The sequence below is a fragment of the Arthrobacter sp. TJ-240 genome (assembly GCF_058269195.1).
The window spans coordinates 300,591-326,383 of sequence record NZ_JBZCNG010000001.1 but is presented as its reverse complement, the minus strand read 5'-3'; the positions used below and the strand labels follow the sequence as shown (position 1 = coordinate 326,383).

General features: G+C 71.5%; 26 protein-coding genes. 15 read left to right on the top strand and 11 right to left on the bottom strand.

The features are described from left to right. The first annotated feature begins 104 nt into the window (after positions 1 to 104). Together AC4D2C_RS01530 and AC4D2C_RS01525 are read left to right on the top strand one after the other, a co-directional pair. Entirely contained in the window at positions 105 to 269 is a 165-nt protein-coding gene (locus AC4D2C_RS01530; protein WP_490904792.1) for a hypothetical protein, read from the top strand. A gap of 59 nt (positions 270 to 328) precedes the next feature. After that, positions 329 to 1,024 (top strand): DsbA family oxidoreductase, encoded by a 696-nt coding sequence (locus AC4D2C_RS01525; RefSeq protein ID WP_490911882.1) that lies wholly within the window; start codon positions 329 to 331, stop codon positions 1,022 to 1,024. Positions 1,025 to 1,062: 38 nt separating this feature from the next. On the opposite strand, the gene AC4D2C_RS01520 is transcribed toward AC4D2C_RS01525, so the two are convergent. The 3 genes from AC4D2C_RS01520 to AC4D2C_RS01510 form a co-directional block, all read right to left on the bottom strand. Next, positions 1,063 to 1,245 carry a hypothetical protein gene (locus AC4D2C_RS01520; RefSeq protein WP_490904790.1) on the bottom strand — a complete coding sequence of 61 codons (183 nt, stop codon included), beginning with the start codon at positions 1,243 to 1,245 and terminating at the stop codon, positions 1,063 to 1,065. A gap of 71 nt (positions 1,246 to 1,316) precedes the next feature. Further along, positions 1,317 to 2,159, bottom strand: coding sequence for a metal-dependent hydrolase (locus AC4D2C_RS01515; protein ID WP_490911881.1), 843 nt, complete (start codon positions 2,157 to 2,159; stop codon positions 1,317 to 1,319). 115 nt (positions 2,160 to 2,274) lie between these two features. After that, on the bottom strand, positions 2,275 to 2,598 hold the full coding sequence (locus AC4D2C_RS01510; RefSeq protein WP_490911880.1) for a hypothetical protein: 324 nt from the start codon (positions 2,596 to 2,598) through the stop codon (positions 2,275 to 2,277). Between the two features lie 123 nt (positions 2,599 to 2,721). On the opposite strand from AC4D2C_RS01510, the gene AC4D2C_RS01505 reads away from it, so the two are divergent. The 5 genes from AC4D2C_RS01505 (at position 2,722) to AC4D2C_RS01485 (ending at position 9,086) form a co-directional block, all read left to right on the top strand. Then, positions 2,722 to 3,696, top strand: coding sequence for an MsnO8 family LLM class oxidoreductase (locus AC4D2C_RS01505; RefSeq protein ID WP_490911879.1), 975 nt, complete (start codon positions 2,722 to 2,724; stop codon positions 3,694 to 3,696). 170 nt (positions 3,697 to 3,866) lie between these two features. Next, positions 3,867 to 4,784 carry a PRC and DUF2382 domain-containing protein gene (locus tag AC4D2C_RS01500; RefSeq protein WP_490911878.1) on the top strand — a complete coding sequence of 306 codons (918 nt, stop codon included), beginning with the start codon at positions 3,867 to 3,869 and terminating at the stop codon, positions 4,782 to 4,784. A 111-nt stretch (positions 4,785 to 4,895) separates the two neighbouring features. Continuing rightward, complete coding sequence (locus AC4D2C_RS01495; RefSeq protein WP_490911877.1) at positions 4,896 to 5,873, top strand: D-cysteine desulfhydrase family protein; 978 nt, start codon at positions 4,896 to 4,898, stop codon at positions 5,871 to 5,873. After that, a complete protein-coding gene (locus tag AC4D2C_RS01490; RefSeq protein ID WP_490911876.1) occupies positions 5,870 to 7,003 on the top strand; it encodes an aminotransferase class V-fold PLP-dependent enzyme in 1,134 nt (377 codons plus the stop codon). The genes AC4D2C_RS01495 and AC4D2C_RS01490 overlap by 4 nt, the downstream gene beginning before the upstream one ends. Positions 7,004 to 7,256: 253 nt before the next feature. Then, positions 7,257 to 9,086, top strand: a complete 1,830-nt coding sequence (locus AC4D2C_RS01485; protein ID WP_490911875.1) for an immune inhibitor A domain-containing protein — start codon at positions 7,257 to 7,259, stop codon at positions 9,084 to 9,086. Between the two features lie 191 nt (positions 9,087 to 9,277). Here AC4D2C_RS01485 and AC4D2C_RS01480 read toward each other — a convergent pair whose 3' ends face one another. The 5 genes from AC4D2C_RS01480 to AC4D2C_RS01460 all read right to left on the bottom strand — a co-directional run bounded on the left by AC4D2C_RS01480 (position 9,278) and on the right by AC4D2C_RS01460 (position 12,966). After that, positions 9,278 to 10,042, bottom strand: coding sequence for a hypothetical protein (locus AC4D2C_RS01480; RefSeq protein WP_490911874.1), 765 nt, complete (start codon positions 10,040 to 10,042; stop codon positions 9,278 to 9,280). Between the two features lie 326 nt (positions 10,043 to 10,368). Continuing rightward, a complete protein-coding gene (locus tag AC4D2C_RS01475) occupies positions 10,369 to 10,788 on the bottom strand; it encodes a GtrA family protein (protein WP_490911873.1) in 420 nt (139 codons plus the stop codon). A gap of 183 nt (positions 10,789 to 10,971) precedes the next feature. Next, positions 10,972 to 11,493 carry a flavin reductase family protein gene (locus AC4D2C_RS01470; RefSeq protein ID WP_490911872.1) on the bottom strand — a complete coding sequence of 174 codons (522 nt, stop codon included), beginning with the start codon at positions 11,491 to 11,493 and terminating at the stop codon, positions 10,972 to 10,974. Positions 11,494 to 11,547: 54 nt separating this feature from the next. Next, entirely contained in the window at positions 11,548 to 11,988 is a 441-nt protein-coding gene (soxR, locus tag AC4D2C_RS01465) for a redox-sensitive transcriptional activator SoxR (RefSeq protein ID WP_490911871.1), read from the bottom strand. A 120-nt stretch (positions 11,989 to 12,108) separates the two neighbouring features. Then, positions 12,109 to 12,966, bottom strand: a complete 858-nt coding sequence (locus AC4D2C_RS01460) for an SDR family oxidoreductase (RefSeq protein ID WP_490911870.1) — start codon at positions 12,964 to 12,966, stop codon at positions 12,109 to 12,111. 152 nt (positions 12,967 to 13,118) lie between these two features. Between AC4D2C_RS01460 and AC4D2C_RS01455 the strand changes: the two genes are divergently transcribed. Continuing rightward, the gene (locus AC4D2C_RS01455) at positions 13,119 to 14,222 is read left to right on the top strand and encodes a Gfo/Idh/MocA family protein (RefSeq protein WP_490911869.1); all 1,104 of its coding nucleotides are present in this window, start codon (positions 13,119 to 13,121) and stop codon (positions 14,220 to 14,222) included. After that, positions 14,222 to 15,004: a ThuA domain-containing protein gene (locus tag AC4D2C_RS01450; RefSeq protein ID WP_490911868.1), complete on the top strand. Its 783-nt coding sequence runs from the start codon at positions 14,222 to 14,224 to the stop codon at positions 15,002 to 15,004. Before AC4D2C_RS01455 ends, AC4D2C_RS01450 begins: the two co-directional genes overlap by 1 nt. A 20-nt stretch (positions 15,005 to 15,024) precedes the next feature. Here the strand turns inward: AC4D2C_RS01450 and AC4D2C_RS01445 are convergent, their stop codons facing one another. Then, a complete protein-coding gene (locus AC4D2C_RS01445) occupies positions 15,025 to 16,497 on the bottom strand; it encodes a mannitol dehydrogenase family protein (RefSeq protein WP_490911867.1) in 1,473 nt (490 codons plus the stop codon). A 37-nt stretch (positions 16,498 to 16,534) separates the two neighbouring features. Continuing rightward, a complete protein-coding gene (locus AC4D2C_RS01440; protein ID WP_490913000.1) occupies positions 16,535 to 17,170 on the bottom strand; it encodes a nucleoside/nucleotide kinase family protein in 636 nt (211 codons plus the stop codon). Between the two features lie 239 nt (positions 17,171 to 17,409). On the opposite strand from AC4D2C_RS01440, the gene AC4D2C_RS01435 reads away from it, so the two are divergent. Continuing rightward, on the top strand, positions 17,410 to 18,060 hold the full coding sequence (locus AC4D2C_RS01435) for an SGNH/GDSL hydrolase family protein (RefSeq protein ID WP_490911866.1): 651 nt from the start codon (positions 17,410 to 17,412) through the stop codon (positions 18,058 to 18,060). 13 nt (positions 18,061 to 18,073) lie between these two features. Here AC4D2C_RS01435 and AC4D2C_RS01430 read toward each other — a convergent pair whose 3' ends face one another. Next, the gene (locus AC4D2C_RS01430; protein WP_490911865.1) at positions 18,074 to 18,847 is read right to left on the bottom strand and encodes a hypothetical protein; all 774 of its coding nucleotides are present in this window, start codon (positions 18,845 to 18,847) and stop codon (positions 18,074 to 18,076) included. 194 nt (positions 18,848 to 19,041) lie between these two features. Between AC4D2C_RS01430 and AC4D2C_RS01425 the strand changes: the two genes are divergently transcribed. The 5 genes from AC4D2C_RS01425 (at position 19,042) to AC4D2C_RS01405 (ending at position 25,707) form a co-directional block, all read left to right on the top strand. After that, positions 19,042 to 19,356, top strand: a complete 315-nt coding sequence (locus AC4D2C_RS01425) for an MmcQ/YjbR family DNA-binding protein (protein ID WP_490904769.1) — start codon at positions 19,042 to 19,044, stop codon at positions 19,354 to 19,356. 412 nt (positions 19,357 to 19,768) lie between these two features. Next, complete coding sequence (locus AC4D2C_RS01420) at positions 19,769 to 21,229, top strand: hypothetical protein (RefSeq protein ID WP_490911864.1); 1,461 nt, start codon at positions 19,769 to 19,771, stop codon at positions 21,227 to 21,229. Between the two features lie 45 nt (positions 21,230 to 21,274). After that, complete coding sequence (gene pelF, locus AC4D2C_RS01415) at positions 21,275 to 22,969, top strand: GT4 family glycosyltransferase PelF (protein WP_490911863.1); 1,695 nt, start codon at positions 21,275 to 21,277, stop codon at positions 22,967 to 22,969. Then, positions 22,966 to 24,042 (top strand): putative glycoside hydrolase, encoded by a 1,077-nt coding sequence (locus AC4D2C_RS01410; RefSeq protein ID WP_490911862.1) that lies wholly within the window; start codon positions 22,966 to 22,968, stop codon positions 24,040 to 24,042. Before pelF ends, AC4D2C_RS01410 begins: the two co-directional genes overlap by 4 nt. 210 nt (positions 24,043 to 24,252) lie before the next feature. Next, positions 24,253 to 25,707 carry a hypothetical protein gene (locus tag AC4D2C_RS01405; RefSeq protein WP_490911861.1) on the top strand — a complete coding sequence of 485 codons (1,455 nt, stop codon included), beginning with the start codon at positions 24,253 to 24,255 and terminating at the stop codon, positions 25,705 to 25,707. Positions 25,708 to 25,793 lie beyond the last annotated feature (86 nt).

Sequence of the window (25,793 nt, the reverse complement as noted above, 5' to 3'; positions counted from 1 at the left end):
GCCGCGTTTCGGACCGAGGGCTGGCCGCCCGCGCAGTCGCGCCCTAAACTGACAAGCCACCTGATGTTTTCGGGGTGACGAGGCGATGATCGAAGGAGATCAGCATGGGCATCAGCAACAGGATCAGGACGGCCGCGAACCGCTACCTCAGCAGGTCGGGCACCGGGACGACGGGCAAGCCCGTCGGAGGTACGGCCGGCCGGCGCGGCACCCCCGTCCCCTCCGGCAAGACCGGCGGGTTCATCCGCAACCTGCTCAACCGCAAGTAGCGAAGACGCCCGGGCCCCCTCCGGGAATAGGGCCTGGGCGCTCCGCGGTTGCGCTGGATGTGCACATAGAGATCTGGTCCGACGTCAAATGCCCCTGGTGCTACGTAGGCAAGCGCCGCTTCGAGAAAGCCCTCGCGGAGTTCCCCCACCGGGACACCGTGGAGGTGACCTGGAAGAGCTTCCAGCTCGACCCCTCCCTTCCCGATCACTACGACGGCACCGAGCAGCAGTACCTCGCCGAGCGCAAGGGCATCGCTCCGGAGCAGGTTCGGGAGATGTGGCAGCATCTCTCCCGGCAGGCCGAGGGTGAAGGACTCTCCTTCGACTTCGACCGGGTGGTGGTGGGCAACAGCTTCACCGCGCACCGCTTCCTCCACCTCGCGAAATCCCACGGTCAGGGTGACGCAGCGAAGGAGGCCGTCATGTCCGCGCACTTCGAGCAGGGACTGGACACCTCCGACGTCGAGGTGCTCGTCCCCCTCGGCGTGGGCATCGGCCTCGGTGAGGACGAGATCCGCGAGACCGTCGCAGGCGACCGGTTCGCAGCCGACGTCCGCCACGACATCGAGGAAGCCCGCACGCTCGGCGTGCAGGGCGTCCCCTTCTTCGTCATCGACCGCAGGTACGGGATCTCCGGCGCACAGCCCGTCGAGCTGTTCCGGCAGGCACTCGACCAGGCCTGGCGCGAGTCCCACCCCCTGGTGTCACTCACGCCGTCGCCCGACGGCCCCGCCTGCGGCCCGGACGGCTGCTGAGCCCGGACCGGCTGATGCGCTGACGGCGCTCTGCCGCCTCAGCGGCGCGGTGACCCCGTCGCCATCCTCCGTAGTTCGTCCTGGACGCGTGCCAGTTCGCGCTGACGCTGGGCCTTGAGGTCCTCGGGGTCCGGCCGCCTGCGCCGCGTCGGCCCGGGCTCGCGCACTGGCGCCTCCTCCTCCGCCTCGAGGGGATCGAAGAACAATCCGTCGCGGTGCATTGACCTTCCCTTCGTCCGGTGTCAGAGCAGACCCTAGCCCTGCCGTGTTTCCGGCACTTTACGGAGCCGACTCAGCCGGCTCCCGTCACGCGCGCCACCACCATCGCGCCGTCGTCGAAGCGCGCGATGGCCCAGCCGATACCGCAGACGGCATACAGGGAGATCGGCACGAGGAGGCACCACTCACGGAGGGAGCCGGCGTTGCCGAGCACGGGCACGGCGATGTTGCCGTTGGGCCGCCAGACCTGGGCGATCACGGGCACCTTCGCCAGGCTGCGGGGCCTGCGGAGCCGGAACGGGTACACGGGATTGCAGCCGCCGGTGGTCAGCATGTCGCCGAGGATATGGGCGACGACGCCGATACCCACGGCGAGCGGGAACCAGAACTGCTCCTCGGGCGCGAACGCCGTGACGAACGCGCCCGCGGTCAGGCCGACAGCCCACGGTGAGCGCCGCATGCTGTCCGGAATGATCTTCAGGGCCTTGGCCGCGAAGGAGACGAGCAGCACCGTGAGCAGGCCGGCACCCGGGTAGATGGTGCCGAAGTCCGCCGTCTCCACGGTCCACAGGCCGGCGACGAATGCGACGGCGACGAACGCGGCGACACCGAGCAGCGAATGCGTGCCGCGCCGGTGCCCTCCCGAGATGGCCCCGACCCCGGCGCACAGCAGGTTGGACAGCGGCGGCAGGGAGTGCGCGATCGTGGCGCTGTGGTGGTCGGCGTCCGGCAGCAGCGCGGCACCCGCGGTCACGAGGGCGCCCGTGACGACGCCGACGGGGCTGACCTCCAGCAGCCCGAGGCCGAGGGTGACGGTGTCGGGCAGGACGGGCAGCAGATGGCCCGGGTGCACGTCGATCCGGGTGGTGGCGGCTACCCAGGCGGCGGCGCCGCAGGCAGCATGGTGGGCGCCCATCATCGCGGGAGTCCTTTCGGTGAGACCGCGCCGGCTGCAGGATCGCAGCCGGCGACGAGATCCCATCCTGACCCGCGCCACCGTCATTATCGTGAGAAGGGGAGCACCGCCGACGTCAGTGGGGGCGGAGCTGCCGGTCGTCGGCGCCGGACGGCGTGGTGATGGTGCACAGCCACAACTCGGCGTCGTCGCCCAGGCCGGTCGGCACTGCGACCTTCTCCAGGCTCCTCCGGAAGCTCTCCGTGATCTCGCACTGGATGCGCACTCGGGCCTCGTCGCCGGGCTCCGCGCGGCCCGCGGCGATGCGGTCGGCGACCAGCAGGAGCCGTGCCTGCGAGTGGGCGATGCTGTCCGCGAGGCGGAGGGCGCGGTTCCCGTCATGCGCCGGGGGTGCCGGCGCGGGCTGCTGTGGACGACGGTCCCTGGTGAAGATGCCCATGACGCTGACTCCGCTGGTGGTCGGCCGGCCGGACCCCGTTGTTCGACTGGCACGGGCGACGTCGACGTCGCCCGTGGCGCAACACTACCGGAATGGCCCGGCGGCGTCGCTGGTTCCACGGATATGACCTCCCTCTTCGCCGGCGTGTCCCTCCTCGACCGCGCCCAGTCACGCCTCGGCTCCCCCGAGGCCCGGACGCTGCAGGACGTCATCGTGCGGGCCCGCCGGGCCGAGCGGTCCGGTTTCCAGCGGTTCTGGGTCGCGGAGCACCACGGCGTGCCCGGCATCGCGGGGTCGGCGCCCACCGTGCTTGCAGCAGCCGTCCTCTCGGCCACGACGACGATCCGCGTGGGCACGGGCGGCATCATGCTGCCGAACCATCAGCCCCTGGTCGTGGCCGAGCAGGCCGCGACGCTGGCCGCCCTGTCCGGCGGGCGCTTCGACCTCGGGATCGGCCGGTCGCTCGGTTTCACGCAGGCCGTGCGGTCGGCACTGCGGACCGGGAAGGAGGAGGCGGACCGGTTCGGGGAGGACATCGCGGAGCTGCTCGCCTTCCTGGGCGGCACCGCGTCCATCACGGCCCGCCCGCAGGACGGCGGTCATACGCCCGTCTTCGTCCTCGCCACGGGGCGGGGCGTGGACCTCGCCGCGGAGGCCGGACTCGCCGTCGTGCTCGGGGGGCCCGCGCTGTTCCGTGACAGCCAGCCCGCCCTCGACCGTTACCGCGCCTCCTTCCGCCCGTCCGCGTGGTGGGGCGCCCCGCACATCACGGCATCGCTGAACGTGGCCGTCGCGGGCACGACGGCGGAGGCGCGGCGGTTGCTCCTGCCCGAGGCCCGTGCGCTAGCCGTCTCCCGGACACGGGGGTACTTCCCGCCGCTCGAGGCCGCCGACGGACCGTTGTCCGCGCGGGAGGAGGGCCTCGTCGGGGAATCGCTCACCACGGCCGTGTACGGGACGGCGCCCGAGGTGGAGCGACAACTCGTCGAGCTGAAGGCCCGTACGGGGGCCGACGAGTTGCTCGTCAGCGGCGGGGCGTACGACCTCGAGGCGCAGGCCGCCTCCGACGAACTGCTGGCCACGCTCGCCCTACGCTGACGCGGACCGTCCGGGCACGCGCCGGGCGGCGACGCGCGCCGGAGCGCAAGCACCGTCCGTCTGCCAGGCTCCGACACGGATAGTAAGCATGCTTGTTATGTTGGGCTGAACCGCTCTATTCTGTCGAGATGCGTCGCCTCAGGCGGGCGGCACCGACGACAGGAACCCCCATGCTCAACATGCCCGATCTCGAACCCCTTCTCGGCCACCGCAGCGCCGTCGTCACGCACCAGGGGGACAAGGTGGGCACGGTGGGCGAGGTGTTCCTGGACGACGCCACCGATACGCCGGCCTGGATCACCGTGCACACCGGCCTGTTCGGCACCAGGGAGTCCTTCGTGCCGCTCGACGGCGCCGCGGTGCAGGACGGCAGGCTCGTCGTCGCGTACCCGCGGGACCTCATCCGCCACGCCCCCTCGACCGAGCGCGACGGCCGGCTGAGCCCCGAGGACGAGAGCGCGCTGTTCCGGCACTACGGCCTGGACTCGACGACGACGACGACGACGGCGACGACGGCGTCGGCGAGTGACGACCCGGCGCTGCACGAGGGGCGCGACGACGACGGCGAACCGTGGATGATCCGCTCGGAGGAACGGCTCCGCGTCGGGACGGAGACGTACGAGGCGGCCCGTGTCCGGCTGCGGAAGCACGTTGTCACGGAAGAAGCCGCACTGCGCGTGCCGGTGCAGCGGGAGGAGCTGCGGATCGAGCGCGAGCCCGTCACGAGGTCCGAGGCAGCCTCCGGTGACTCGCTGTTCCAGGAGGAGATCGTCGAGTTCGTGGGCCACGAGGAGCATGCCGTGCTGGTGGGCAAGGAGACCGTGCCCGTGGAGCGCGTCCGGCTGGGCAAGGCCACCGTCACCGGCAGGACGACGGTGAGGGAGCAGGTGCGGAAGGAGCGCATCGCCGGCAGCGTCGACGGCGAGGCGATGACCGATCCCGATGCCGGAGACTCCAGGGGCGCCAGGGGCCGTGGGCGGCGCGCGGCCGGTAGTGCAGGCCGCGGACAGGCGGCAGAGGACGAGTCCGCCAGGATCGTCACCAACAGCCCCAACGCGCTCCTCAAGGGCAGGAACAAGCGGCGCTGAGGCCGAGGGGGCCGGTTGCCGCCCGGGAGTCCGCTCGAGGCTGGGTGCCCCCAGGTGGCCGGCGGATCCGCTAGCGTCTGGGAGGACGCCGACGAGCACGTGGAGGAACATATGACGAGTCCGATCGTCCGGCCCGCGGGCACCCCTGTCCGGGCAGGCCTGGGATCCTGGCCGACGCCGCTGGAACCCGCGCCCCGCCTGTCGTCCGCCCTCGGCCTCGATCCCGAGGACCTCTGGATCAAGCGGGACGATCTCATCGGCCTCGGCGGTGGCGGCAACAAGGTGCGCAAGCTCGAGTGGACCGCCGGAACCGCGCTCGCGGAGGGCGCCGACGTGCTGGTCACGAGTGGGGCGGCCCAGAGCAACCACGCCCGCCTGACCGCTGCTGCGGGCGCCCGGCTCGGGGTCGACGTCGTCCTCGTGCTGACGGGGGAGTCCGCACCGATCGGCAACATCGCCCTCGACACCCTGCTCGGCGCCACCGTGCACTGGTGCGGCGACGTCGCGGACGAGGAGCTCGCCGCCCGTGTGCAGGACGTGGCGGACGGGCTGGCCGCGCAGGGCCGACGGCCCGCCGTCATCCCCTTCGGTGGGTCGAACGCCCTCGGTGCCACCGGCTACCGGACGGCGGGCGAGGAACTCCTGGGCCAGGATCCCGCCGTGGAGCAGGTCGTGGTGGCGGTCGGTTCGGGCGGAACCATGGCGGGCCTCGTCTCGTCGCTCGGCGCCGGCCGCGTCCTCGGGGTGGATACCGGGGCGATGTCCGAGCCGGCCCCGGCTGTCGCCCGGATGGTCGCGGAGCTGACCGGACAGCCCGCGGATGCCGCGGCCCTGCGGATCGACGGGAGCCTGCTCGGGCCCGGCTACGGCTCCGTGACGGACGCCGTCCTCGAGGCCATGCGCCTCGCCGCGCGCGCCGAGGGCCTCGTCCTCGATCCCACCTACACGGCACGCGCCATGGCCGGGCTCCTGCGCGCGGCCCGGCACGGCGAGCTGGTCCGCGGTCGGCGCGTCGTGTTCTGGCACACCGGGGGACTGCCCGGGCTGCTGGGACACACCGAAGCGCTCGAGAGGATCATGGCCGGATGAGCAGCCCCGCCGAGCACGACGCCGCGGCCTTCGCGTCCTACCAGGCGTCCTTCACCGAAGCGCACGGGTACCTGAACTTCGCGAGTTTCGGCCCGCCGTCGCGTGCCGTCCGCGAGCGGGTGGCACATCTCCTGGGAATCGCCGGCGACGGGGGCGAGGCGGGTGAGGCCCTGTACGGGGAGGACCTCCGCGCTCGGGAAGCCTTCGCGCGGCTCAGCGGATTCCCCCTCGAGAACGTCGGCCTGACCGCCAGCACCTCGCTCGGACTGTTCCAGGTGGCGTTCGGCCTGACGGGCGGATCGGTGCTCGTCAGTGCCGGAGAATTCCCGGCCAACACCTATCCCTGGCTGCGCACGAGCGCCGCGGGACGGGCGCGCGTGGAGCTGGTCGGTGGACCCGGCACCCGGATGACGCCCGACATCGTCGCCCGCGGACTGACGGACGACACCGTCGCGGTGAGCGTCAGCGCCGTCGACTTCCGCACCGGCTACCGCGCCGACCTCGCGGGGATCCGCGCAGCGATCGGGCCCGACCGGCTGCTGGTGGTCGACGGCATCCAGGGCTTCGGCGTCGCGGACCTGGAGTGGACGCTCGCCGACGTGCTCGTCGCCGGGGCGCAGAAGTGGATCCGCGCCGGCTGGGGCGTCGCGGCGCTCGCTGTCTCTCCGCGGGCCCTCGAGCGGATCGACCCGCTGCTCACCGGATGGACCGGCGTCACCGGGTCCCGCCGGTACGACGGCGAGGAGCACCCGCCGCTGCCAGGAGCGCAGCGCTTCTCCATCTCGAACCTCTCGCCGTATGCGACCGGGGGCTTCGCGGAGGCCCTCGCCCTGATCGAGTCGGTGGGCGTGCCGGCGATCGAGGGCATCGTCGCCACCCACGCCCAGGCGCTCATCGAGCAGCTCGATACCGCGGGTGTGGACGTCCTCTCACCGCGGGAGCGTGCGGACCGCGCCGGGATCGTGGTGGCCGGCATCCCCGGGCGCGCGGCCGAGGCGCATGCGGCGCTGGCGGACGCCGGCATCACCGTGACGCTGCACGGGGAGGACCGCATCCGCTTCTCCGTCCATGCGACCACGCGCTCCGAGGTGCTCGGCGAGGCCGCGAAGGTCCTGGCGCCGTTCGCCTGACGTGTCGCGCCGCTGCGCCCGGGTCATCGCTGCGCCCGGCCGTCGTTCCCGCACGGCACTATAGGACGCCGATCGCCATCACGCCAGACTGCAGCACGCCGATGGTTCACAGAACGCAACCGATCCTGAAAGTGTCCGGGGCCGGTGCTAGCGTCCCAGTCAGAACATGTGACCTAGGCAACATGTTCGTGATCTCAGGCATCTGACCTGAGCGCGCTTCACATCAGCTGGGATATTTCATGAAGGAGAACCCTTGAATCTCACCACTCGTCCCCGGGGGCTACGGTGCGCGATGGCGCTCGCCGTGACCGCCGCCGTCGTGCTCGCTCCCGTGAGCGCGCAGGCCACTACCGGCATCGCGGCCGACTCGCCGACCGCGGCGTCGTCGTTCACGTCCTCGCCCAGCGCCGACGGCGCCGCGCAGAAGCTCGATGACCGCTCCGATCCTGCGGCCGAGGAGCGCCGCGACCTCAACCAGCAGGGCGTGGAGAAGGTCATCTCCGGCGAGGCGAAGGTCGAGGACCGGAACGGCTCCAAGTCCGTCAAGGTCGCTCCCGGCCAGTGGGCGCAGTACGGCCTGCAGGAGAGCGACCAGATCCTGTCCTTCCTCGTCGACTTCGGCGACAAGGTGGACCCCCGCTTCCCGGCCTCCACCCCGGGCCCCACGCACGGCGCGATCAAGGAGCCGAACCGCGCGGTGGACAACTCCACCTACTGGTCCGACACCTTCGACCGTGAGCACTACCTCGACCTGTTCTTCGGCACGGAGGGCGAGTCGCTGAAGGGCGTCTACGAGGAGATGTCGAGTGGCCGGTACACGGTCGACGGCGACGTCAGCGACTGGGTGACCGTCCCCTACACCTCTGCCAGCTACGGCGAGACCGAGAGCCAGGCGGACATGACCCGCTTCGTGCAGGACACCGCGAACGCCTGGTACGACGCGCAGATCGCGGCCGGCAAGACGGCCGCCGAGATCGACGCGTACCTCGCGGGCTTCGACCAGTGGGATCGCTACGACTTCGACAAGGACGGCGACTTCAACGAGGCCGACGGCTACATCGACCACTTCCAGGCCATCCACGCCGGTGAGGGCGAGGAGGCCGGCGCGGCGTCGTCGGCCATCTGGTCGCACCGCTGGGCGGTCGGTCAGGCGGGCCGCGGCACTGCCGGCCCCGCCGCCAACCCCTTCGGCGGCATCAAGATCGGCAAGTCGAACGTCTGGATCCGCGACTACACCACGGAGCCCGAGAACGGCGGCCTCGGTGTCTTCGCGCACGAGTACGGCCATGACCTCGGCCTGCCCGACCTGTACGACACGAGCGGCGGCGAGAACGGCACCGGCTTCTGGACGCTCATGAGTTCCGGTTCATGGCTCGGCCACGGCGACGGATCGATCGGCACCACGCCCAACCACATGGGCGCCTGGGAGAAGCTGCAGCTCGGCTGGCTCGACTACGACGTCGCCACGACGGGGGTGAAGTCGACCCACAAGATCGGCCCCTCGTTCCACGCGACCAAGGCCCCGCAGGCCGTCGTCGTGAACCTGCCGAAGGACGCCGCCGGCAAGAACCGCTTCTACATCGCCGAGAACCGGGTGTACGCGGGCTACGACGCCACACTCGCCACCGGCCCGTACAACTTCGGCTGGGGCGTGACCGCCCCCGACACGGTGGAGCACTACAGGTATCAGGACGGCCTGAGCATCACGTACTGGAACACCGCGCAGGCAAACAACAACACGCGCCAGCACCCCGGCGCCGGCCTGGCCCTGCCCGTGGACGCACACCCCAAGGCCCTCACCTGGTCCGACGGCACCGCGCTCCGCAACCGCATCCAGAGCTTCGACGCCACCTTCGGCAAGGAGGCCACCGATCCGCTGAGCCTGCACCGTGAGACGGCCGCGGGCATGACGACGGCCACCGTGCCGTCGCAGTCCGGCGTCCCCGTCTTCGACGACACCAACCCCAACGCCTACTACGACGCCACGAACCCGCAGGGTTCCGTCGTCGTCGCCGGTACCGGGACGAAGATCGAAGTGGTGCAGTCCAATTCGACGGGCATGCTGACCCTGCACGTCCGTTAGTCCCTTCGCGACAGCGGAATGCACGGAAGGAGCCGGGAGGTCACTCCCGGCTCCTTCTGCGTTCCCGTCCGCCCCGCCGTCCTTCCCGGGTTCTGCGCGTCCGAGGGCCGGGGTGCGGCAGGTTTCCCTGCCACGAGCGGCTCCGGTGCCGGAAGGGACGAACGACGGCGGGCCGGGCCCGCGCGGGCGCCCTAGGGCGTGTGCTTGCGGCGCCTCGGCCAGACGACGACGGCGACCGCGACTGCCAGCGCGAGCACCACGAGGCTGAGTACGCCGGCGGCGACGTAGCGCCCCGACGGGGCGAGGCTCGCCTGCTCCACGTCCTCACCCGCTGCTGCCTCGTCCCGGGGCGGTGACCCGGGGGTGGTCGACGCGGTAGCGGACGTGCCCGGGAGCGGGTCCGACGGCTGCTGCGCCGGGGCCCGGAACACCTGCCCGCCGGAGGCGTCGTTCCGGGTTCCCGCGGGAGTTGGCGCCGGTGGTGGCGCCCGTGTTGGCGCCCGTGTTGGCGCCCGTGTTGGCGCCGGTGCTGCCGGTTCCAGCGGCGCGGGCACCAGGGGTGCAGGCTGCTCGGGGTCGGTGGGTGGAGCGGGATCGGGTCCGGGCGGCACGGTGGGCGGAGCCGGCGGGTCCGTGACCCCGCCCGTCGGCGGGATCACGGGAGGCGCGGTGGGCGGGACGGCCGGGGGAGCCGTCGGTTGGGCCGGTCGGACCGGCGGGATGGTGGGGTCCGTCGGCGGCGGAGCGGGATTCGTCGGCGACGGAGCGGGATCCGCAGTGGGCGGCCCGGGGGCGACGGGCGGTGCGATGGCTTCCTCAGGGGGAGGCAGGGCGGGCTCCGAGGACGGGATGCCAGGTCCGACGGTCGCAGGGCCCATCGCCGGGGCCGCTGCCGGAGCCGAGAGCAGGATCCCGCTGCTCAGGGCCAGGGCGCTGACGATGGCGGGAAGGTGCATGGCGGAGTCTCTTCCGAGGGGCGGCGAACGGCTGCGGGAGCGACGGGGCGGCCGCCGGCAGCACGCTGACAGGTCCGTTCCGTCGTACGGTCCGCCCGTGGTCGCCGGCGGGCCTCATGCCCTGGTCCGGACGCTTGCCAAGGGGCGTCGGATCCGGGTAGCCGGGGTCCTCGGCTGCCGTCCCGGTACCCTGCAGGGGGAGCGCCCGCCGTCGGCACCGGGTCTTGGGCGACCGGTGGTCGAGCCGCTGCGTGTCCCGGTCCGCCGCGCGGTCCATACACGGAAGGCGGGAAAGACGGCGAGCGCATCCGGTGGAGCCGCCGCGCTCAGGCATGTTCGAGGGCCGACGGGCGGAAGACGAAGAAGCGGTAGGCGAGGTAGCGGAACACGTTGCCGAGCAGGAGGCCCACGACGTTCCCGGAGATGTTGTCGGCCAGCGGACTCGTGAGCCCGAGGACGTAGTGCGAGACGAAGAGGCAGGCGGCCGCGATGCCGAGGCCCACGAGGTTCGTCAGGCCGAACAGGACGGCCTCATCGCGCTTCGGGCGACCGGCGAACTGGCGGAAGGTGACGTAGTGGCTGCCCAGCCAGGAGACGCCGGTGGCCAGGGTCACGGAGGCCATCTTCGACGTGATCGGCCCGACGCCGAAGCCCGAGGCGAGGATGTTGTACACCGAGATGTCGACGACGAACGCGACCGTCCCGACGACCGTGAAGGAGCCGAGGCGCTGCAGTGCTCCGCTCATGGCTTTCCTCCTTCGATGACGACGCTCCGTGCTATTTCTTAGGTTGCCTAAGCAACTGATTGAGCGCACTGCCCTCGGGGCTTCGTCAAGGCGCGGCATCCGGCAGCGTGGGTCGCCCGGGCGACCGTGTCGAGGGTTGGGCGCCGGGCAACCCGGTCCGGCTGATCCCGGTGCCGTGAGGAGTCAGGCCATCATGGACCGGTCGTCCAGCCGGTGGTAGGAGCGGTTGTGGTAGACGAGCGGCGTGGAGCCGTCGGGCCCGCTCTGCTCGATGGCCAGGACCTCCGCGGCGACGATCATCGATCCGCCGACCGGAAGCCGGTGCAGGATGCTGCAGCGCAGCGCCCACGGTGCATCGGCCAGCAGCGGCTCGCCCGTCGGTAGCGGGCGCCAGGCGGCTGCCCCGCCGAAGCGGTCGGCGCCGCGGGTCGCGAACAGCCGGGCGATCTCGAGCTGGTCGGCGCCCAGCAGGTGCACCACGAGGGTGTCCGACCGGACGAGGGCCGCGGCCGACGACGACACCGTCGACACGGAGAAGGCGAGGACGGGCGGTTCGGCCGAGACCGACGACACCGACGACGCCGTCAGGCCCACCGGTCCGTCCGGTCCCTGCGCCGTGATGACCGCGATGCCCGCCGGATGGGTGCGGAAGGCGTTCTTGAAGAGGTCGGCGGTGAGGAGCGCGTGGTCCGCGGGGGCAGTCATGCCGTCAACGCTAGAACCTCAACAAAGGTCGAGGTCAAATCGAGGGATCAGGGATCAGGGATCGAGGAGTGTGGACGGGATGCCGCGCCGCCCGGCGTCGTCGTCGGGGTTGACGAAGCCGCAGGTGGCCAGGGACAGGCAGCCACAGCCGATGCAGCCGCCCAGCCGGTCCCGCAGGTGTTCGAGCTGCGCGATGCGTTGCTCGATCTCCTGCTGCCACGCGGCGGACAGCCGCTGCCAGTCCTCCTGATCCGGGACGCCGTCCCTCGGCAGTTCGGCGAACGCCTTCGCGACCGTGGCGAGGGGGATGCCGGCGCGTTGCGCGGCCCGGATCACGGCGACGCGGCGGAGGATCGCGCGGTCGTAGCGGCGCTGGTTGCCCGAGGTGCGGCGGCTCTGGATCAGGCCCTGGCGTTCGTAGAAGTGCAGGGCGGAGACGCTCATGCCGCTGCGCGCGGCCAGCTGTCCTACGGAGAGGCCCTGCTCAGGGGGCACGCTGCGTCCTTCCGGTTGCGCCGTCGTCCTGCCAGCGTAGCGCCGCGTCCGTCGGGCCCGCCGACACGCACCAGCAGGCCCGACATCCGGGAAGACGGCGGCCGGCCGGACCGCGGGAACCTACTGGTCCAGCAGTTCGGCGACGTACTCCCTCAGCGGCGTCGTCGGGCGGCCGATGATGCGCGCCAGGGCGCCGTCGCTGTCGGCCAGGACCCCGTCGGCGATGTTGGCGTCCAGCGCGGCCGTGAAGCGTGCCGTGCCCTCGTCGAGCCCCGCGGCCATGAGCGCCGCGACGTACTCGTCCCCGGAGAGCTTCTCCACGGTGACGGGTGTGCCGCTCACCTCGGTGACCGTCGCGGCGAGCTCGTCGAACGTCCAGGGCTCGTCGCCGCCGAGTTCGAGGATCTCGCCCGCGTAGTCGTCGGACAGCAGGACGACGGCGGCCGCCTCGGCGAAGTCGCGCCGCGGTGCGCTGGCGACCCTCCCGTTGCCTGCACCCGTCAGGAGGCCGCCCGTGGACGCGGCCTGGCGGATGACGCCGTCGTAGTTCTCGGTGTACCAGTTGTTACGCAGCACGGTGTACGTGAGGCCGGACCCCTCGAGCAGTCCCTCGGTGGCCTTGTGCTCGGGGGCGAGGACGAGCGGCGTCGTCGTGGCCCTCGGCGCGCTCGTGTAGACCAGCGACGCGTTTACGCGGCGCGCGGCGTCGATCACGGCCTTGTGCTGCACGGACCGCTTGCCCGGCTCATTGCCCGAGATGAGGAGGACCTTCTCCACGCCGGCGAAGGCGGCGTCGAGCGTGGACGCGTCGGCGTAGTCCATACGTGCCGTGCGGACGCCCTGCCCGGCCAGGCGGGCGAGTACGTCCTCGTTGCGTCCGCCGGCCACGATGGTCGACGGGTCGACGCCGCGCGCCAGCAGTTGCTCGACGACGAGGCGGCCGAGCTGGCCGGTGGCTCCGGTGATGGCGATGGTCATGGCTGTCCTCCGATTCGGGCACCCGGACGGTGCGTCTACCAGCGGTAACGGGGTGCGGCCGAAAAGACTTCCCGGGACGCCGCGTGGACAGTACCCGCGGCGAGGCGGTAGGACTGCAGGGAGAAGACTCCCACCCACGAAGGACCTCCGCCGTGCACCAGACCCCGCCCGATCCGCAGCGCCCGAAGCAACGCCGCCTGAAGGTGGGGGTGGTGGGCATCGGCTGGGCCGGCCGCCAGCACCTCGAGGCCTATGCGAACAGCGCCGACGTCGAGATCCTCGGACTGGCCGGCATGGAGCCGGACCTCCTCGCCGGGCTCTCTGACGAGTACGGCATCCCGCACGCGGTCGAGCGCTGGGAGGACCTGATCGCCCTCGAGGGACTCGACGCCGTCAGCGTGGCCGTGCCCACGTTCCTGCACGCACCGATCACGGTCGCAGCCCTCGAACGCGGCCTCCATGTGCTCAGCGAGAAGCCGATCGCCCGGAACGGCGACGAGGGCCAGCTCATGGTCGACGCCGCCCGCAGTGCCGGGCGCGTCCTCGAGGTGGCCTTCAACCACCGGCGCCGCGGCGACATCACGGCGCTCAAGCGCGTGATCGACGACGGCGGGCTCGGCCGCCCCTACTACGCCAAGGCCTCCTGGCTGCGCCGCTCCGGTATCCCCTCCCTGGGCAGCTGGTTCACGAACCGGGAGATGGCCGGTGGCGGTCCGCTCGCGGACATCGGCGTGCACGTGATCGACTACGCGCTGCACCTGCTCGGCGAGCCGAAGGTCCTGTCCGTCTCGGCGTCGGCCTACTCCGAGCTCGGACCGCAGGGCCGGGGCGGCGGCGGCGGATACAGTGCCCAGGCCATGGGTTCGGCGTTCGAGGTGGAGGACTTCGCCTCGGCGTTCATCCGCCTCGAAGGAGGCGCCACGCTGCTGGTCGAGGCGGGCTGGGCCGCCTACCGCGACGCCGACGACCTGCTGGACTTCCGCGTCTACGGCACCGACGGCGGGGCAGAGCTGACCCGGCGGGGCGGACCGGACGACGCCCGGGAATCCCTGCATGTCTTCAGCGAGAAGGGCGACTACGACCCGGAGGTCGGTCCGTCGCTCGGCCACCAGGGCGTCGTCGACGAGTTCCTCGCCGCCATCCGCGCGGGCGAATCCGAGTGGGGCCGCCACGACGGCTCGCTCGCGCTGGGCCGTGCCCGGATCATCGACGCCTGCTACGCATCCGCAGCCCAGCACCGGGAGATCCAGCTCTGATGACGACCGACACGACAGCGAGCACCACGTTCGACGGCAAACCGACCGTCGTCGTCTGGAACGAGGGCGTCCACGAGGCCCGCAACGAACCCGCCACCATCGGCGAGATGTACCCGGGAGGCATCCACGGGGCCATCGCGGACGCCCTCGCCGGCTACTTCCCGGGCTCCGACATCAGCACGGCCACCCTCACCGACCCCGAGCACGGCCTCACCGAGGAACGGCTCGCGGGCACCGACGTGCTGCTGTGGTGGGGGCACATCGCCCACGGCGAGGTGTCCGACGCCGTCGTGGAGCGTGTGCACCGCCACGTCCTCGGCGGCATGGGCCTCGTGGTGCTGCACTCGGGGCACTTCTCGAAGATCCTCACGCGGCTCCTCGGGACCACGTGCTCGCTGAAGTGGAGGAACGACGGCGAACGCGAGCTCGTGTGGACCGTCAAGCCGTCGCACCCGATCGCGGCGGGCATCGAGAGCCCGATCGTGATCCCCGAGCAGGAGATGTACGGCGAGCTGTTCGACATCCCCGAACCCGACGATCTGATCTTCATCAGTTCCTTCGAGGGCGGCGAGGTGTTCCGCTCGGGCGTCACGTTCTCCCGCGGGAAGGGCCGGATCTTCTACTTCAGCCCCGGCGACCAGGAGTACCCGGTCTACCACCACCCGCAGGTGCAGCGCGTGCTCGCCAACGCCGTCGACTGGGTGGCGCAGCCCGGCACGGAGCGCGCGCGGCGCGAGGCACCCGGCGTCGAGAATCCGGCCCGGAACTGGTTCCTGACCTGATCGGGCAGGCCGCGCGGGGGCTAGTCCGCCAGCGCGGCCACGAGCGCCGCGGCGCCCTGGGTGTGGAGCGTGTCCAGCGCCTCGAGGTAGGACTTCACGAACACGGGCTGCTCGGCGAGGTCGAGGAACAGGTCCTGCTGCCGGAGGAACGCGAGCGGGTCCGTCCGGGTGCGCGCGGCTGCCGCCGTGACCTGGTCCCGCAGCCGGTCGACGACCTCGATGGGCTCTCCCGCCTCGTCCGTCCCCTCGGCGTAGCGTGCCCAGGTGGCGATGATCGCGGCGCCGTAGCGGATGCTCCTGCCGGCCTCGAGGTTGTCCCGGATGACGGGGACGAGCCACTTCGGGATGCGGTCCGAGCTCTCGGCGCACAGCCGGGGGACGGTGTCGCGGACGGCCGCGTTCGAGAACCGCGAGATGAGCTGGCGCCGGTAGGCGTCGAGGTCGACGCCGGGCACGGGCCGGAGCGTGGGAGTGGCCTCCTGCTCCATGTAGTTCAGGAGGTACCCGGCGAAGTCCGGATGCTGGCAGACCTCGTGCACCAGGCGGTACCCGGCCAGGTAGCCGGGGTAGCAGAGCGCCTGGTGGCTGACGTTGAGCAGCCGGAGCTTCATGAGCTCGTACGGTTCGACGTCGTCCACGAGCTGCACGCCCGCGTCCTCCCAGGCGGGGCGTCCCTGCGCGAAGTGGTCCTCGAGGACCCACTGCTCGAAGTCCTCGCACACCACCGGCCAGGCGTCGGCGAGCCCGAAGTCGGTCGCCACCTCGTCGCGGTCCTCGTCCCGTGTCGCCGGGGTGATCCGGTCCACCATGGAGTTCGGGAAGGTGACCTCCTGCTCGATCCACGCGGCGAGGTCCGGGTCGCGCAGCCGGGCGAAGGCCGCGAAGACGGACCGGGCGGTATCGCCGTTGCCCTGGATGTTGTCGCAGGACATCACGGTCAGCCCCGGCAGGCCGCGACGGCGTCGACGCGCCAGCGCCTCCGTGACGAGGCCGAAGACGGTGCTCGGCACCGCACCCGGCTCCAGGTCGGCGCGCAGGGTCGGATGGTCGGGGTCCACCACGCCGGTCACGGGGTCGATGCAGTAGCCGCCCTCCGTGATGGTCATGGACACGATGCGGACCGACGGTGCCGCGATCGCCTCGATGACGGCCTCCGGATCCTCGGGAGCGAGGAGGAAACCGATGATCGACCCGATGACGCGGGCCTCCCGGGAGCCGTCGGGGGCCTTGGAGACAAGGGTGTAGAGACCGTCCTGGCTGTCCATCACGGCCTTCATCCGGGCGTCCGAGGGCAGCACCCCGACACCGAGGATCGCCCAGTCGCGCGCCTGGCCGGTCTCGAGCAGGCGGTCCAGGTACATGGCCTGGTGCGCACGGTGGAACCCGCCGACGCCGAAGTGGACGATGCCCGCGGTCAGCCCCGACCGGTCGTAGGTGGGAACGGACAGCGTGGACGGGAGGGAGGACAGCGTGGAGGCCGAGAGTCGGGTCATGGCGCGCCTTTGCGTAGTAGTCGGTGGGCTGTCTGGATCAGGTGAGCTGCCACTCGGAGACGTCGAGGACGCGGTCCGCGCGGTCCCGGGTGGCCGTGACGAGCGCACCGTTGGGCCCGTCCACGCGGCGCACCCATTCCTCGGCGGCCGCCGGTGTCTTCCCGAACAGGATATGCCGGGCGACGAGCCGGCGGCGGCGCACCTCGGGGTCCACGTCGATGAACCAGACCTCGTCGAGGAGATCCCGTGCGTCCCGCCAGCCGGGCTCCTCGAGCAGCAGGTAGTTGCCCTCGGTGACGAGCAGGGTCGACGACGGCGGCACCGGCAGGGCGTTGGCGAGCGGCTGTTCGAGGTCCCGTTCGAAGGCAGGCGCGTAGACGGTGTGATCGGGCCGGCCGCGGAGCCGTGCCAGCAGGGCGGCGTAGCCGTGCGCGTCGAAGGTCTCCGGGGCGCCCTTCCGGTCGAGGAGCCCGAGGCCCGTGAGGGCCTGGTCGGCCAGGTGGAACCCGTCCATGGGCACCAGGGCATGGGCGGCCGGGTCGAGCGCGGCGACCGCGACGGCGATCGTGGATTTCCCGGCGCCCGGGGCGCCGACGATCCCGAGCAGCGCCCGCCCGCCGTCCACAGGGCGCGGGAGGATCCCGCGCAGTTCGGCGGCGTTGCGGACGGACATGCTGGCCACGGCACTTCCTTCAGGGATCGGGGGCGGTGCGGTGCCGCTCGTTCCGTCCATCATGCCGTGCCGCACGGGGTTCACCGGCCCAAATGGGCAATTGCCTCGGGACGGCCGGGCTGCGTGCCGGACGCGGCGGGCGCGGTGAGCGACACCGGGCGCTTGTACCCCGATTCCCGCGCCGCGGTGCATGCGGTGCGCGCTGGCGGCAGAACCACCGGGCGGGCCACGATGGGGGGATGAGCGCACCAGGAGGCCGCACGGGACACGTGGTGCTGCTCGGGGACTCCATCCTCGACAACGGTCGGTACGTGTCCGGCGGGCCCGACGTCGTCGCGCAGGTCCGCCACGCCCTGCCCCAGGGATGGCGGGCCACGCTGCTGGCGGTCGACGGCGATGTCACCTCCGGCGTCGCGCGTCAGCTGCGCGCCCTGCCGCCCGACGCCACGCACCTCGTGGTCAGCGCCGGCGGCAATGACGCGCTCGGGTACCGCCACCTGCTCCAGCGCCCGGTGGGAGATGTCGTCGAGGCCCTGCTGGTCTTCGACGGACCCCGGCGAACGTTCGCGCAGGACTACGGGGCCATGCTCGACGGCGTCCTCGCGGCGGGTCTGCCTACCAGCGTGTGCACCATCTACGACACGCCCTCCTCCGAGCCGGGCTCCGCGGTGATCCGTACGGCGCTGAACTTCTTCAACGACTGCATCACGCGGGAGGCCTTCGCGCGCGGTGTGTCCGTCGTGGACCTCCGGCTGGTGTGCGACGACGACGGCGACTACGCGAACCCGATCGAGCCGTCCGTCCAGGGTGGAGGCAAGATCGCCGCCGCCATCGCCGCGTTCCTGCTGCCCGATCCGGACCACCGGCGGCCGGCGGTGATCGTCCGGTGACGCGGTAGGACGATCAGCCGGCGGGACGCAGCGACGTGATCATCGCCCTGATCCCCTGATACTCCGCCGTCTCCATGTAGGCGTGCGGCGTGTCGATGTGCGGCGGTTTCCCGGGGTACACGAGGAAGGGGTCGTAGATGCCGCCGAAGGCGGCGCCCGACGGCGGCCACGGGAAGAAATGGGCGAGGGGACAGGCCGTCGCCCCCGTGGGCTCGGGGGCCGCCGTGATGCCGTACGCCAGCGTGGAGGCGGCCACCGGGTCCGCGACGGCGGGGTCGGTGCGTCCCTCGAACACGAACCGCGGGGTGACCGTCCCCTGGGCGAGGGCCGGGAGCGGTTCCGCGTCGAGCAGGGAGTACGGGAGCTCCGCGGGGCATACGGCCCCGGTGACCAGGTCCGTCTGCAGCGTGGCCAGGTGCCGGCCCGTGGCGTCCCCGACGACGACGGACACCCCCGCGGGCGGAGGCTCCGGGGCGTCCGCGACGGTCCACTCGGCCGGGTGGTCGAACGCGAGGCTCCCGTCCGTCGTCGTGTAGGTCACCCACCCCTCCGGCGGCCCGGCCGCGCCCGGCTCCGACGGCGTTCCCGCCGGCGTCGTCGAGTCCTGCGTGGGGGTCGGGGGGAGGGTCGGGGCGGGGGATGGGGCCGAGGTGGCGGCCGCGGGACGGGCCTGCTGCGACTCGGAGCCCTCGGGCGCGGCGCCCGGACCGGCACCGCAGCCGGCGAGGAGGATTGCGAGGCCCACGGCCCCGGATGACGTCAGTACTGGTGCGGTCGGACGACCCATGGCTACTCCTTCGTATCGCGGGTGGACCGTTCCATGGTGCGGTCTGCCCGGGCGCCGGTACAGGGCGGTGACCGAATCGTGGCACCGGACGCGGGATCGTTGCCGTTCCGTGTGCACTCCGTAGGCGATCCGTGATCTTCCGGGGGAGCCCGGAATCACTGGACCGGCCCGGTGGCCGGTGCGAAGGTTGGTCCATGGTCAGCGAAGACGACGTCCGGTCCATGTGCCTCGCCCTGCCCGGCACCTCGGAGCGGCTGAGCTGGAACCGTCCGGCGTGGTTCGCCCGGACCCTCTTCGCGCGCATGTGGGACGACACCGTCCTGACGGTCAAGACGGACGAGCGTCCCGCGCTGCTCGCGACGCAGCCGGGCGTCTTCCTGCTCCACCCCCACCACGAGCGGTACGACTCCCTGGTCCTCGTGCGCCTCGGACGTCTCGATCACGACCAGCTCGGGGAGCTCATCGAGGAGTCCTACAGGATCGCCGGCGAGGTGTCCGCCCGGCGGTGATCCCTCGGACGGGACACTCTGTGGCGTTGATCACAGGGCGAGGGCGCCGGGGGTGCCGCAGCAGTCCCGCCGGAGCGGGGATGCAGGTAGTGCGCGGCCCGGTTCGCGAGTAGGGCGGTACCCGCTGTCAGGTAGGGAAGGGGAGGAAGGGGTGCAGGTGGCCTCCCGAGGTCGCGGGACCCGTACTCGTGAGGCGGCCCCCGCGTGCTCGATACCTTGAGCCAGGTGCTCGCTGGCAGAGCCGGCGACGACGCACCCTACCCCTTCGGGGCGGGTGGACGAACCGGCCCGGCCAGGGCACACAGCTACCGGGCGGCCTCCGCCGGCCCGCGGCTGGAAGAACTCCTGTCCCACTTCCGTCTCACACGAGGCCGTCGATGCCGTTCCGGCTGCGACCGGCCCAGGGGAAATCATGACCTCTCTGCAGTCCCTCCTCCAGGACTCGTACGCCCGACGCCGCACGGTGGCCATCATCGTCGCGCTCCTCCTGACGGCCCTCGTGCCGCTCGCCGACACCCTCCTGCCCGCCGGCTGGTCCTCCGTGCTGCTGGCAGCGGGCGTCCTGCTGCTGATGGCCACGCTGCTGATGCTCGCGCGCCCCGGCTCCTCCGGCGGCATCGATCCGCGGCAGTCCGACGGCGGCAACCGCCGCGGCGCCGGGCTGCTGCTGTACCTCTCGCCGGTCATCCTCCTGAACCTCGTGTACCCGCTCGTGAGCCCCGCCATGGCGGCGGTCAACGTCGGAGGCGTGCAGCTCACGCTCGTGGTGCTCGCATCCTCCATCACCGTCCCGTGGCTCGCGCAGGCCGCCTGCCTGCCCGCCTACCGCGCCATCGGCGACCTCATGGCGGAACGGGACATGACCGCCATCACGCGCCGTTTCTGCACCACGTGGCCCGCCATGTTCGTCCAGTCGCTGCCGCTCGTCGTCGTGTTCGCCGTCCCGCTGTGGCTCGCCACGCGCTGGTCGCTCCCGGCCCTCGCCACCTACGCAGCACTCTGCGCCCTCCACCTGCTCTTCGTGCAGTCGCTCATCCTCGCGAACGTCGGGGAGCGCCGCGGACTGTGGGCCATCGCCTGGGCGGCGTACGCCGCGGCACTCTTCGTCGTGCCCACCATCTGGTGGCTCCCGCCGCTGCTCGGGGCCCTCACTCAGATCGCCGCCATGGGACGAGGCCTGGTGGCCGTCCGGCTCGCCCGCCGCCTCGATGCCCGTCACTTCTCGACCGACCTCGTCCGCGGGCTCCTGCTCGGTGCCGTGCTCTGGGCCGACAAGTTCGTCCTGTTCCTCGTCACGGACGGCGACTTCCAGGTGGTGATCGTGTTCCTGGCGATGCTGCCCGCCGTCGTCGCCTACAACTACTACTTCGTGAATCTCGCCCCGCGGGTGGACCGGGCCGTGGCGACTCTGCACCGCGCCATCGCCGAGGAGCCGCTGACGGTCCTCGCGACGCGGTCGAAGCGGCTGAGCCGGACCGTGGACCGTGCCATCCTCAGCACGGGCGCCGTCGGCATGATCCTCACCCTCGTCGTCGTGCTCCTCCTCGAGGGGATCCAGCCCGTCAACGTGCTGCTGGCCGTCTCGGTGGGCGTGGCATCCTGGGCCTTCATGATCCTGACGCTCCTCAGCTACGAGCTGGACTACATCGGCGAGAAGGTCCTGCCGCAGGTCCTGGGCGGCATCCACGTGGCACTGTGCGCCGCGGCCTTCCTGCTGGTCGGCGCGGTGCAGGGCTCCGCTGGAGCCGTGCTCGCGTACGGTTCGCTCGTGGTGGCGGACCTCGTGCTCGTCGCCGTCGCCTGGGTGCTCTACAAGCGGCACTGGACCCAGCCCGAGTACACGCTGTTCTGGCGCCACGCCACGTCCTGGTAGCCCCACCCCGCCCTACCGACCCGCACCCAGCGACAAGGAAGCCCCATGTACGTGTTCAAGACCCCGAAAACCCGCCGCGCCGCGCTCGCGCAGTCCCCGGCAGCCGTCCATCCGGCCCAGGCCGCCGCGCAGGCCTCCTACGCGGATGTCGACGTCGCCATCGTCATGGAGTCCACCTACCCGTACCTCAAGGGCGGCGTCTCGGCCGTGGTGCACGACATCGTGACGCACAACCCGGACCTCACGTACGGCATCATCCACATCACCTGGGACTCCTCGTCGCCCCAGGAGGACCTGTACGGCATGCCGGAGAACGTGGTGTGGGTGCGTCCCGTGTACCTGAGCATGCAGGAGCACCGGCACGACTTCATGGCGGTCTCCTCGAAGGACCTGGGCATGAGCCCGGCCGAGCGGTCGGCGCTCGCGGACCGCCTGTTCGACGCGCTGTACGCGCTGTCCGAGCGGCGCGAGGTGGAGCCGCTGTGGCAGCTGATCGACGAGGGCTTCAACGAGCGCACCCGCGCGTACCCCCTGTGGGCCCTGCTGGGGTCGAAGGAGTTCATGGAGGCACTCTCCGTGCGGATGCCCCAGCTCGACCTGTCCCTGGCCGACTCCTTCTGGACGCTGCGGAACTTCCTCTCGCTCGCCTTCGCCATCCTCGGCGAGACCATGCCGAAGGCGCGCGTCTACCACGCCCACACCACCGGCTACGCCTCGCTCCTGGGCGCCGCGGCGGCCCGGGACCACGACACGTCCTTCCTGCTGACCGAGCACAACCTGTACGTGCGTGACACCGTCAACACCCTGCTGGACCGCAACATGGCGCTGTCCATCACCTCCGAGGACTACCGGACCTTCGACGTCACGCCGGACCAGCGGGCCTGGATGGCATGGTGGACCGAGATGGGCCACTTCTGCTACCCGAGCGCCACCCTCATCACCTACCTGTACCCGACGGCGATCACGGAGGCCGCGCGCCTCGGCACGGACATCGACAAGGCCGTGGTGGTGCCCAACGCCATGGTCATCGAGGAGTTCGACGACAAGTACCGGTCACGGCGGGCCGCCCAGGAGTTCCTGGAACGGCACGGTGACAACCACACCTGGAGGCTGGTCTACATCGCCCGCGTGGTCCCCATCAAGGGGCTGCTCGATCTCCTCTCGAGCATCGACATCCTGCGCCGGCACGGCTTCCCGAACCTCCACCTCGACGTCCTCGGCCCCACCGAGCACGTGCCCGAGTACTACGAGGCGTGCCTCGCGAAGATCGAGAGCCTCGGACTGCACGACCACGTCACCGTCCACGGGACCGTCAACGTCCGGGACATGCTCGACCAGTTCGACCTCCTCGTGCTCCCGAGCTACAACGAGGGACAACCCATCGTGGTGCTCGAGGCAATGGCGGCCGGCATTCCCACCGTGGGCACCGACGTCGGCGGCATGCGCCAGCTGATCGGTGACGAGCTCAACACGCGGGACGGCCGCACGGTGGGACCGTGCGGTGAGCTGGTCCTCGCGGGTGACGTGGAGGCGATGGCGGACAACATCCGTGCGGTCATCGGCGACCTGGACCTCTACAGGACCTACGCGGAGAACGCCCGGGTCCGCGTCCAGGAGTTCTTCCAGATGCACGAGATCATGTCCTCCTACAACGAGATCTACCGGACGGTGGGTGACATCACCGACCTCGGCACGCTTACCACCACCGGGCTCGGCGACTTCGTGCGGTCGGGCTCATGACCGGGGTCGGCGCCTGGATCCGCTACGGCGACCCCCTGCTCCCGGGACAGCTCGCGTTCGCGGCGGAGCACTACCGGGTGGCCATCCTCCAGCCGTGGGAGCTGCAGGCCGCCGAGGAGCTGAAGCGCCTCCGGCCGGACATGACGGTGCTCTGCTACAAGTGCCTGTCCTCGGTGCGGAGCTACGAGCCCGGACCGGTTTTCACCTCCGGCGTCTCCTACCGGGAGGTGGACGCCGACGGCGCCTGGTTCGCCACGCGCCTGGACGGCACGCGCATCGAGTGGGAGCGCTATCCGGGGCACTGGCAGATGCGGGTGTGGGATCCCGCCTACCAGCGCCGCTGGGTGGACAACGTCGTCGAGGAGCTGCGGGACTCGCCGTTCGACGGCATCATGGCGGACAACGACGTGTTCGAGGACTACTACGGTCTGCGGCTGCCCATCGAGGGGGCCACGGAGATGGCGGAGCTGCGGGTGGCCCTCGGCGACCTCGTGCACGCGGCAGGGACGGCGCTCAACGCCGTCGGCAAGATCGTCGTACCGAACATCGCCGAGTCGCGCCGCGAACCGGGCCGGTGGCAGGCGCACGCCGCCTTCGGCGGGGGCTTCGAGGAGGTCTGGCTGGGGTACAGTCCCGTGGATCTGTTCGACCCGGTCACGGCCGAGGCGCAGCTCGCGCAGGCCGCGGGGCCAGGGCTGTCCATCCTCCGCGTCCCCACCGACGGCGACGACCGGCACCCCAACTTCACCTACGGACTCTCGGCGTTCTGGATCTTCGGGGAGGGCCGCGGTGCCTACAGTGCCACCGCCCACGACGACTACAGCCGCCTCCAGCACGCGCCCGAACTCGACTGGCAGCTCGGCGCACCGCGGACCGCGCCCCAGGGCGGCAGGCATGCCTGGTGGCGGGAGTTCGACGGCGGGTTCGCCGCCGTGAACTTCAACCGGGACGGCAGGCGGCGCCGCAGGGTGCGCGTCCCGGCCGGCATGGTGGACGCCGAGGGCCGGCCCGCGCCGAAGTCGGTGGTCCTGCAGCCGCAGCGCGGCATCCTGTTCCGCCGCCCGGCCTCCTGACCTGCGTCTCTTCCTGACGTGCGTCTCTTCCTGACGTGCGTCGCTTCCTGACGTGCGTCGCTTCCTGACGTGCGTCGCCTGACCGGCACGTGCTGACCGGCGCCTCCTGACCGGAGTCTTCCGCGGCCCTTTGCTCAGGTTCTGCTCAGGATTGCCGACGGTCGCACTCCTGCGCTGTCCCGGCCCTCCCGGCGCACCCATGATGTGCGTATGAAACCGAGTGCCGCTGGGGCAAGAATCGTTTCCACCGCGCTGGCCGCCGCCTTCGCCATCTGTTCTCTCACCGCACCCGCGAGCGCCGGCACCGTGCCCACGGGCACTGGTCAGCAGCTGCCGGCCTACCTGCAGGGGTACCGGCAGGGCCAGCTGCTCTGCCCGGGGCAGGCACTGACGGGCAAGGTCTCGGTCGCGATCGTGGATCCCATGATGGCCACCACGGATGCGCCGGGCGACTGCACGCTCTCCGACATGAAGGCCGCCAACCCCGGCACCACTTTCCTCGCGTACCTGAACATCGGCGCCATGCGGGACGCCGAGCCCTGGAACGGGGTGTTCCACAACTCCTGCGCGGACACCGCGACGGCGGCGGGGAAGCGGTTCGCCGTCACCACGCCCAATCCGAAGGTGGCGCGGAACGAGGACGGCTTCGCCTCCTACCCGGGCTTCCCGTACCTCACCGTGGCGGACCTCTCCCCGGCCTACGCCGACGCCTGCGCGGCGACGGCGCGCACCATCCTCACCACGGACGCGCAGCGGGGCACAACGAACGCGCCTCCCGCCCGGTTCGACGGCATCTTCCTCGATGACGCCTCGATGTCCCCGTCACACGGCCAGGACATGGTCGACGTCGGGCAGTGGGGGCCCTGGGCGAGCGACGACGCCTACGGCAGGGCCCTGATCTCGGCCGTGCAGCGCTTCGACGCGACACTCACCCGGACCCTCGGGCGCGACGTCCCCGTGGCCGTCAACCTCGGCGTCTACCCCGCGTGGAGCAACCAAGTGGGCCTCGCCCGGCAGCTCGCCGCCACGGGCAGCGTGGACTTCGCGCTCCGCGAACACACCGTGGCCGGCGGCACGGGCAGCCCGCTGCCGCTCGTGGACCTGGAGCAGGCGACGACGGCGTACCGGGCCATCACGGCCGCCGGGATGCCGGTGGTGGAACACGACTACTCGGTGCCGCTGCGGGAGCTCCCGGCCACCGCGTACCGCCAGGGCGCCGACATCGGCTCCTCGGCCCCGTGCCTGCGCGACACGTTCGGGTCCAAGGCCTCGGTCGTGGCGGCCGGCAAGGTGCGGCGCACCCTCGACCACCGCATGACGCTCGGACACCTGCTGCAGACCCGGACGGCCGCCGCCCGGCAGATGACGGCCACGCTCTCCCAGGCGGAGCCCACCTGTCAGGACAACGCGTGGGACGACGACGCGAACTTCGAGACCGTGACGACGGCCTCGGTCGACGCCGCCGACGCGCAAGTCACCGCCCTTACGAAGGCCGTGACCGGCGGGGCCTACGCCACCGTCGGCCCGACGAGGTTCAGCGGGGTGAACGTGGTGAAACTCTCGAACGGGAGCGTGGTCGCGGTCAACACCACCACTGCCTCACGCACGGTCACCGCCCACGGCAAGACGCTCAGCGTGCCCGCGCGGTCGGCCACCATCGGCTGACGCGATGGCTGATGAGACGGCTGACACGACGGCTGACGCGATGGCGGACCGGCCGCGCTGGCGTTCGGCCGGCGCGCTGCGGTCCG

Bases quoted from the DNA above. Each gene is read 5' to 3' on its own strand.
- AC4D2C_RS01505 (WP_490911879.1), top strand. From the start codon at position 2,722: ATGACCTCCCTCTTCGCCGGCGTGTCCCTCCTCGACCGCGCCCAGTCA.
- AC4D2C_RS01425 (WP_490904769.1), top strand. From the start codon at position 19,042: ATGGTCAGCGAAGACGACGTCCGGTCCATGTGCCTCGCCCTGCCCGGC.
- AC4D2C_RS01520 (WP_490904790.1), bottom strand. From the start codon at position 1,245: ATGCACCGCGACGGATTGTTCTTCGATCCCCTCGAGGCGGAGGAGGAG.
- AC4D2C_RS01410 (WP_490911862.1), top strand. From the start codon at position 22,966: ATGACCGGGGTCGGCGCCTGGATCCGCTACGGCGACCCCCTGCTCCCG.
- AC4D2C_RS01470 (WP_490911872.1), bottom strand. From the start codon at position 11,493: ATGACTGCCCCCGCGGACCACGCGCTCCTCACCGCCGACCTCTTCAAG.
- AC4D2C_RS01530 (WP_490904792.1), top strand. From the start codon at position 105: ATGGGCATCAGCAACAGGATCAGGACGGCCGCGAACCGCTACCTCAGC.
- AC4D2C_RS01500 (WP_490911878.1), top strand. From the start codon at position 3,867: ATGCTCAACATGCCCGATCTCGAACCCCTTCTCGGCCACCGCAGCGCC.
- AC4D2C_RS01405 (WP_490911861.1), top strand. From the start codon at position 24,253: ATGAAACCGAGTGCCGCTGGGGCAAGAATCGTTTCCACCGCGCTGGCC.
- AC4D2C_RS01475 (WP_490911873.1), bottom strand. From the start codon at position 10,788: ATGAGCGGAGCACTGCAGCGCCTCGGCTCCTTCACGGTCGTCGGGACG.
- AC4D2C_RS01440 (WP_490913000.1), bottom strand. From the start codon at position 17,170: ATGTCCGTCCGCAACGCCGCCGAACTGCGCGGGATCCTCCCGCGCCCT.
- AC4D2C_RS01490 (WP_490911876.1), top strand. From the start codon at position 5,870: ATGAGCAGCCCCGCCGAGCACGACGCCGCGGCCTTCGCGTCCTACCAG.
- AC4D2C_RS01445 (WP_490911867.1), bottom strand. From the start codon at position 16,497: ATGACCCGACTCTCGGCCTCCACGCTGTCCTCCCTCCCGTCCACGCTG.
- AC4D2C_RS01510 (WP_490911880.1), bottom strand. From the start codon at position 2,598: ATGGGCATCTTCACCAGGGACCGTCGTCCACAGCAGCCCGCGCCGGCA.
- AC4D2C_RS01450 (WP_490911868.1), top strand. From the start codon at position 14,222: ATGACGACCGACACGACAGCGAGCACCACGTTCGACGGCAAACCGACC.
- pelF (WP_490911863.1), top strand. From the start codon at position 21,275: ATGTACGTGTTCAAGACCCCGAAAACCCGCCGCGCCGCGCTCGCGCAG.
- AC4D2C_RS01430 (WP_490911865.1), bottom strand. From the start codon at position 18,847: ATGGGTCGTCCGACCGCACCAGTACTGACGTCATCCGGGGCCGTGGGC.
- AC4D2C_RS01460 (WP_490911870.1), bottom strand. From the start codon at position 12,966: ATGACCATCGCCATCACCGGAGCCACCGGCCAGCTCGGCCGCCTCGTC.
- AC4D2C_RS01515 (WP_490911881.1), bottom strand. From the start codon at position 2,159: ATGGGCGCCCACCATGCTGCCTGCGGCGCCGCCGCCTGGGTAGCCGCC.
- AC4D2C_RS01495 (WP_490911877.1), top strand. From the start codon at position 4,896: ATGACGAGTCCGATCGTCCGGCCCGCGGGCACCCCTGTCCGGGCAGGC.
- AC4D2C_RS01435 (WP_490911866.1), top strand. From the start codon at position 17,410: ATGAGCGCACCAGGAGGCCGCACGGGACACGTGGTGCTGCTCGGGGAC.
- AC4D2C_RS01480 (WP_490911874.1), bottom strand. From the start codon at position 10,042: ATGCACCTTCCCGCCATCGTCAGCGCCCTGGCCCTGAGCAGCGGGATC.
- AC4D2C_RS01420 (WP_490911864.1), top strand. From the start codon at position 19,769: ATGACCTCTCTGCAGTCCCTCCTCCAGGACTCGTACGCCCGACGCCGC.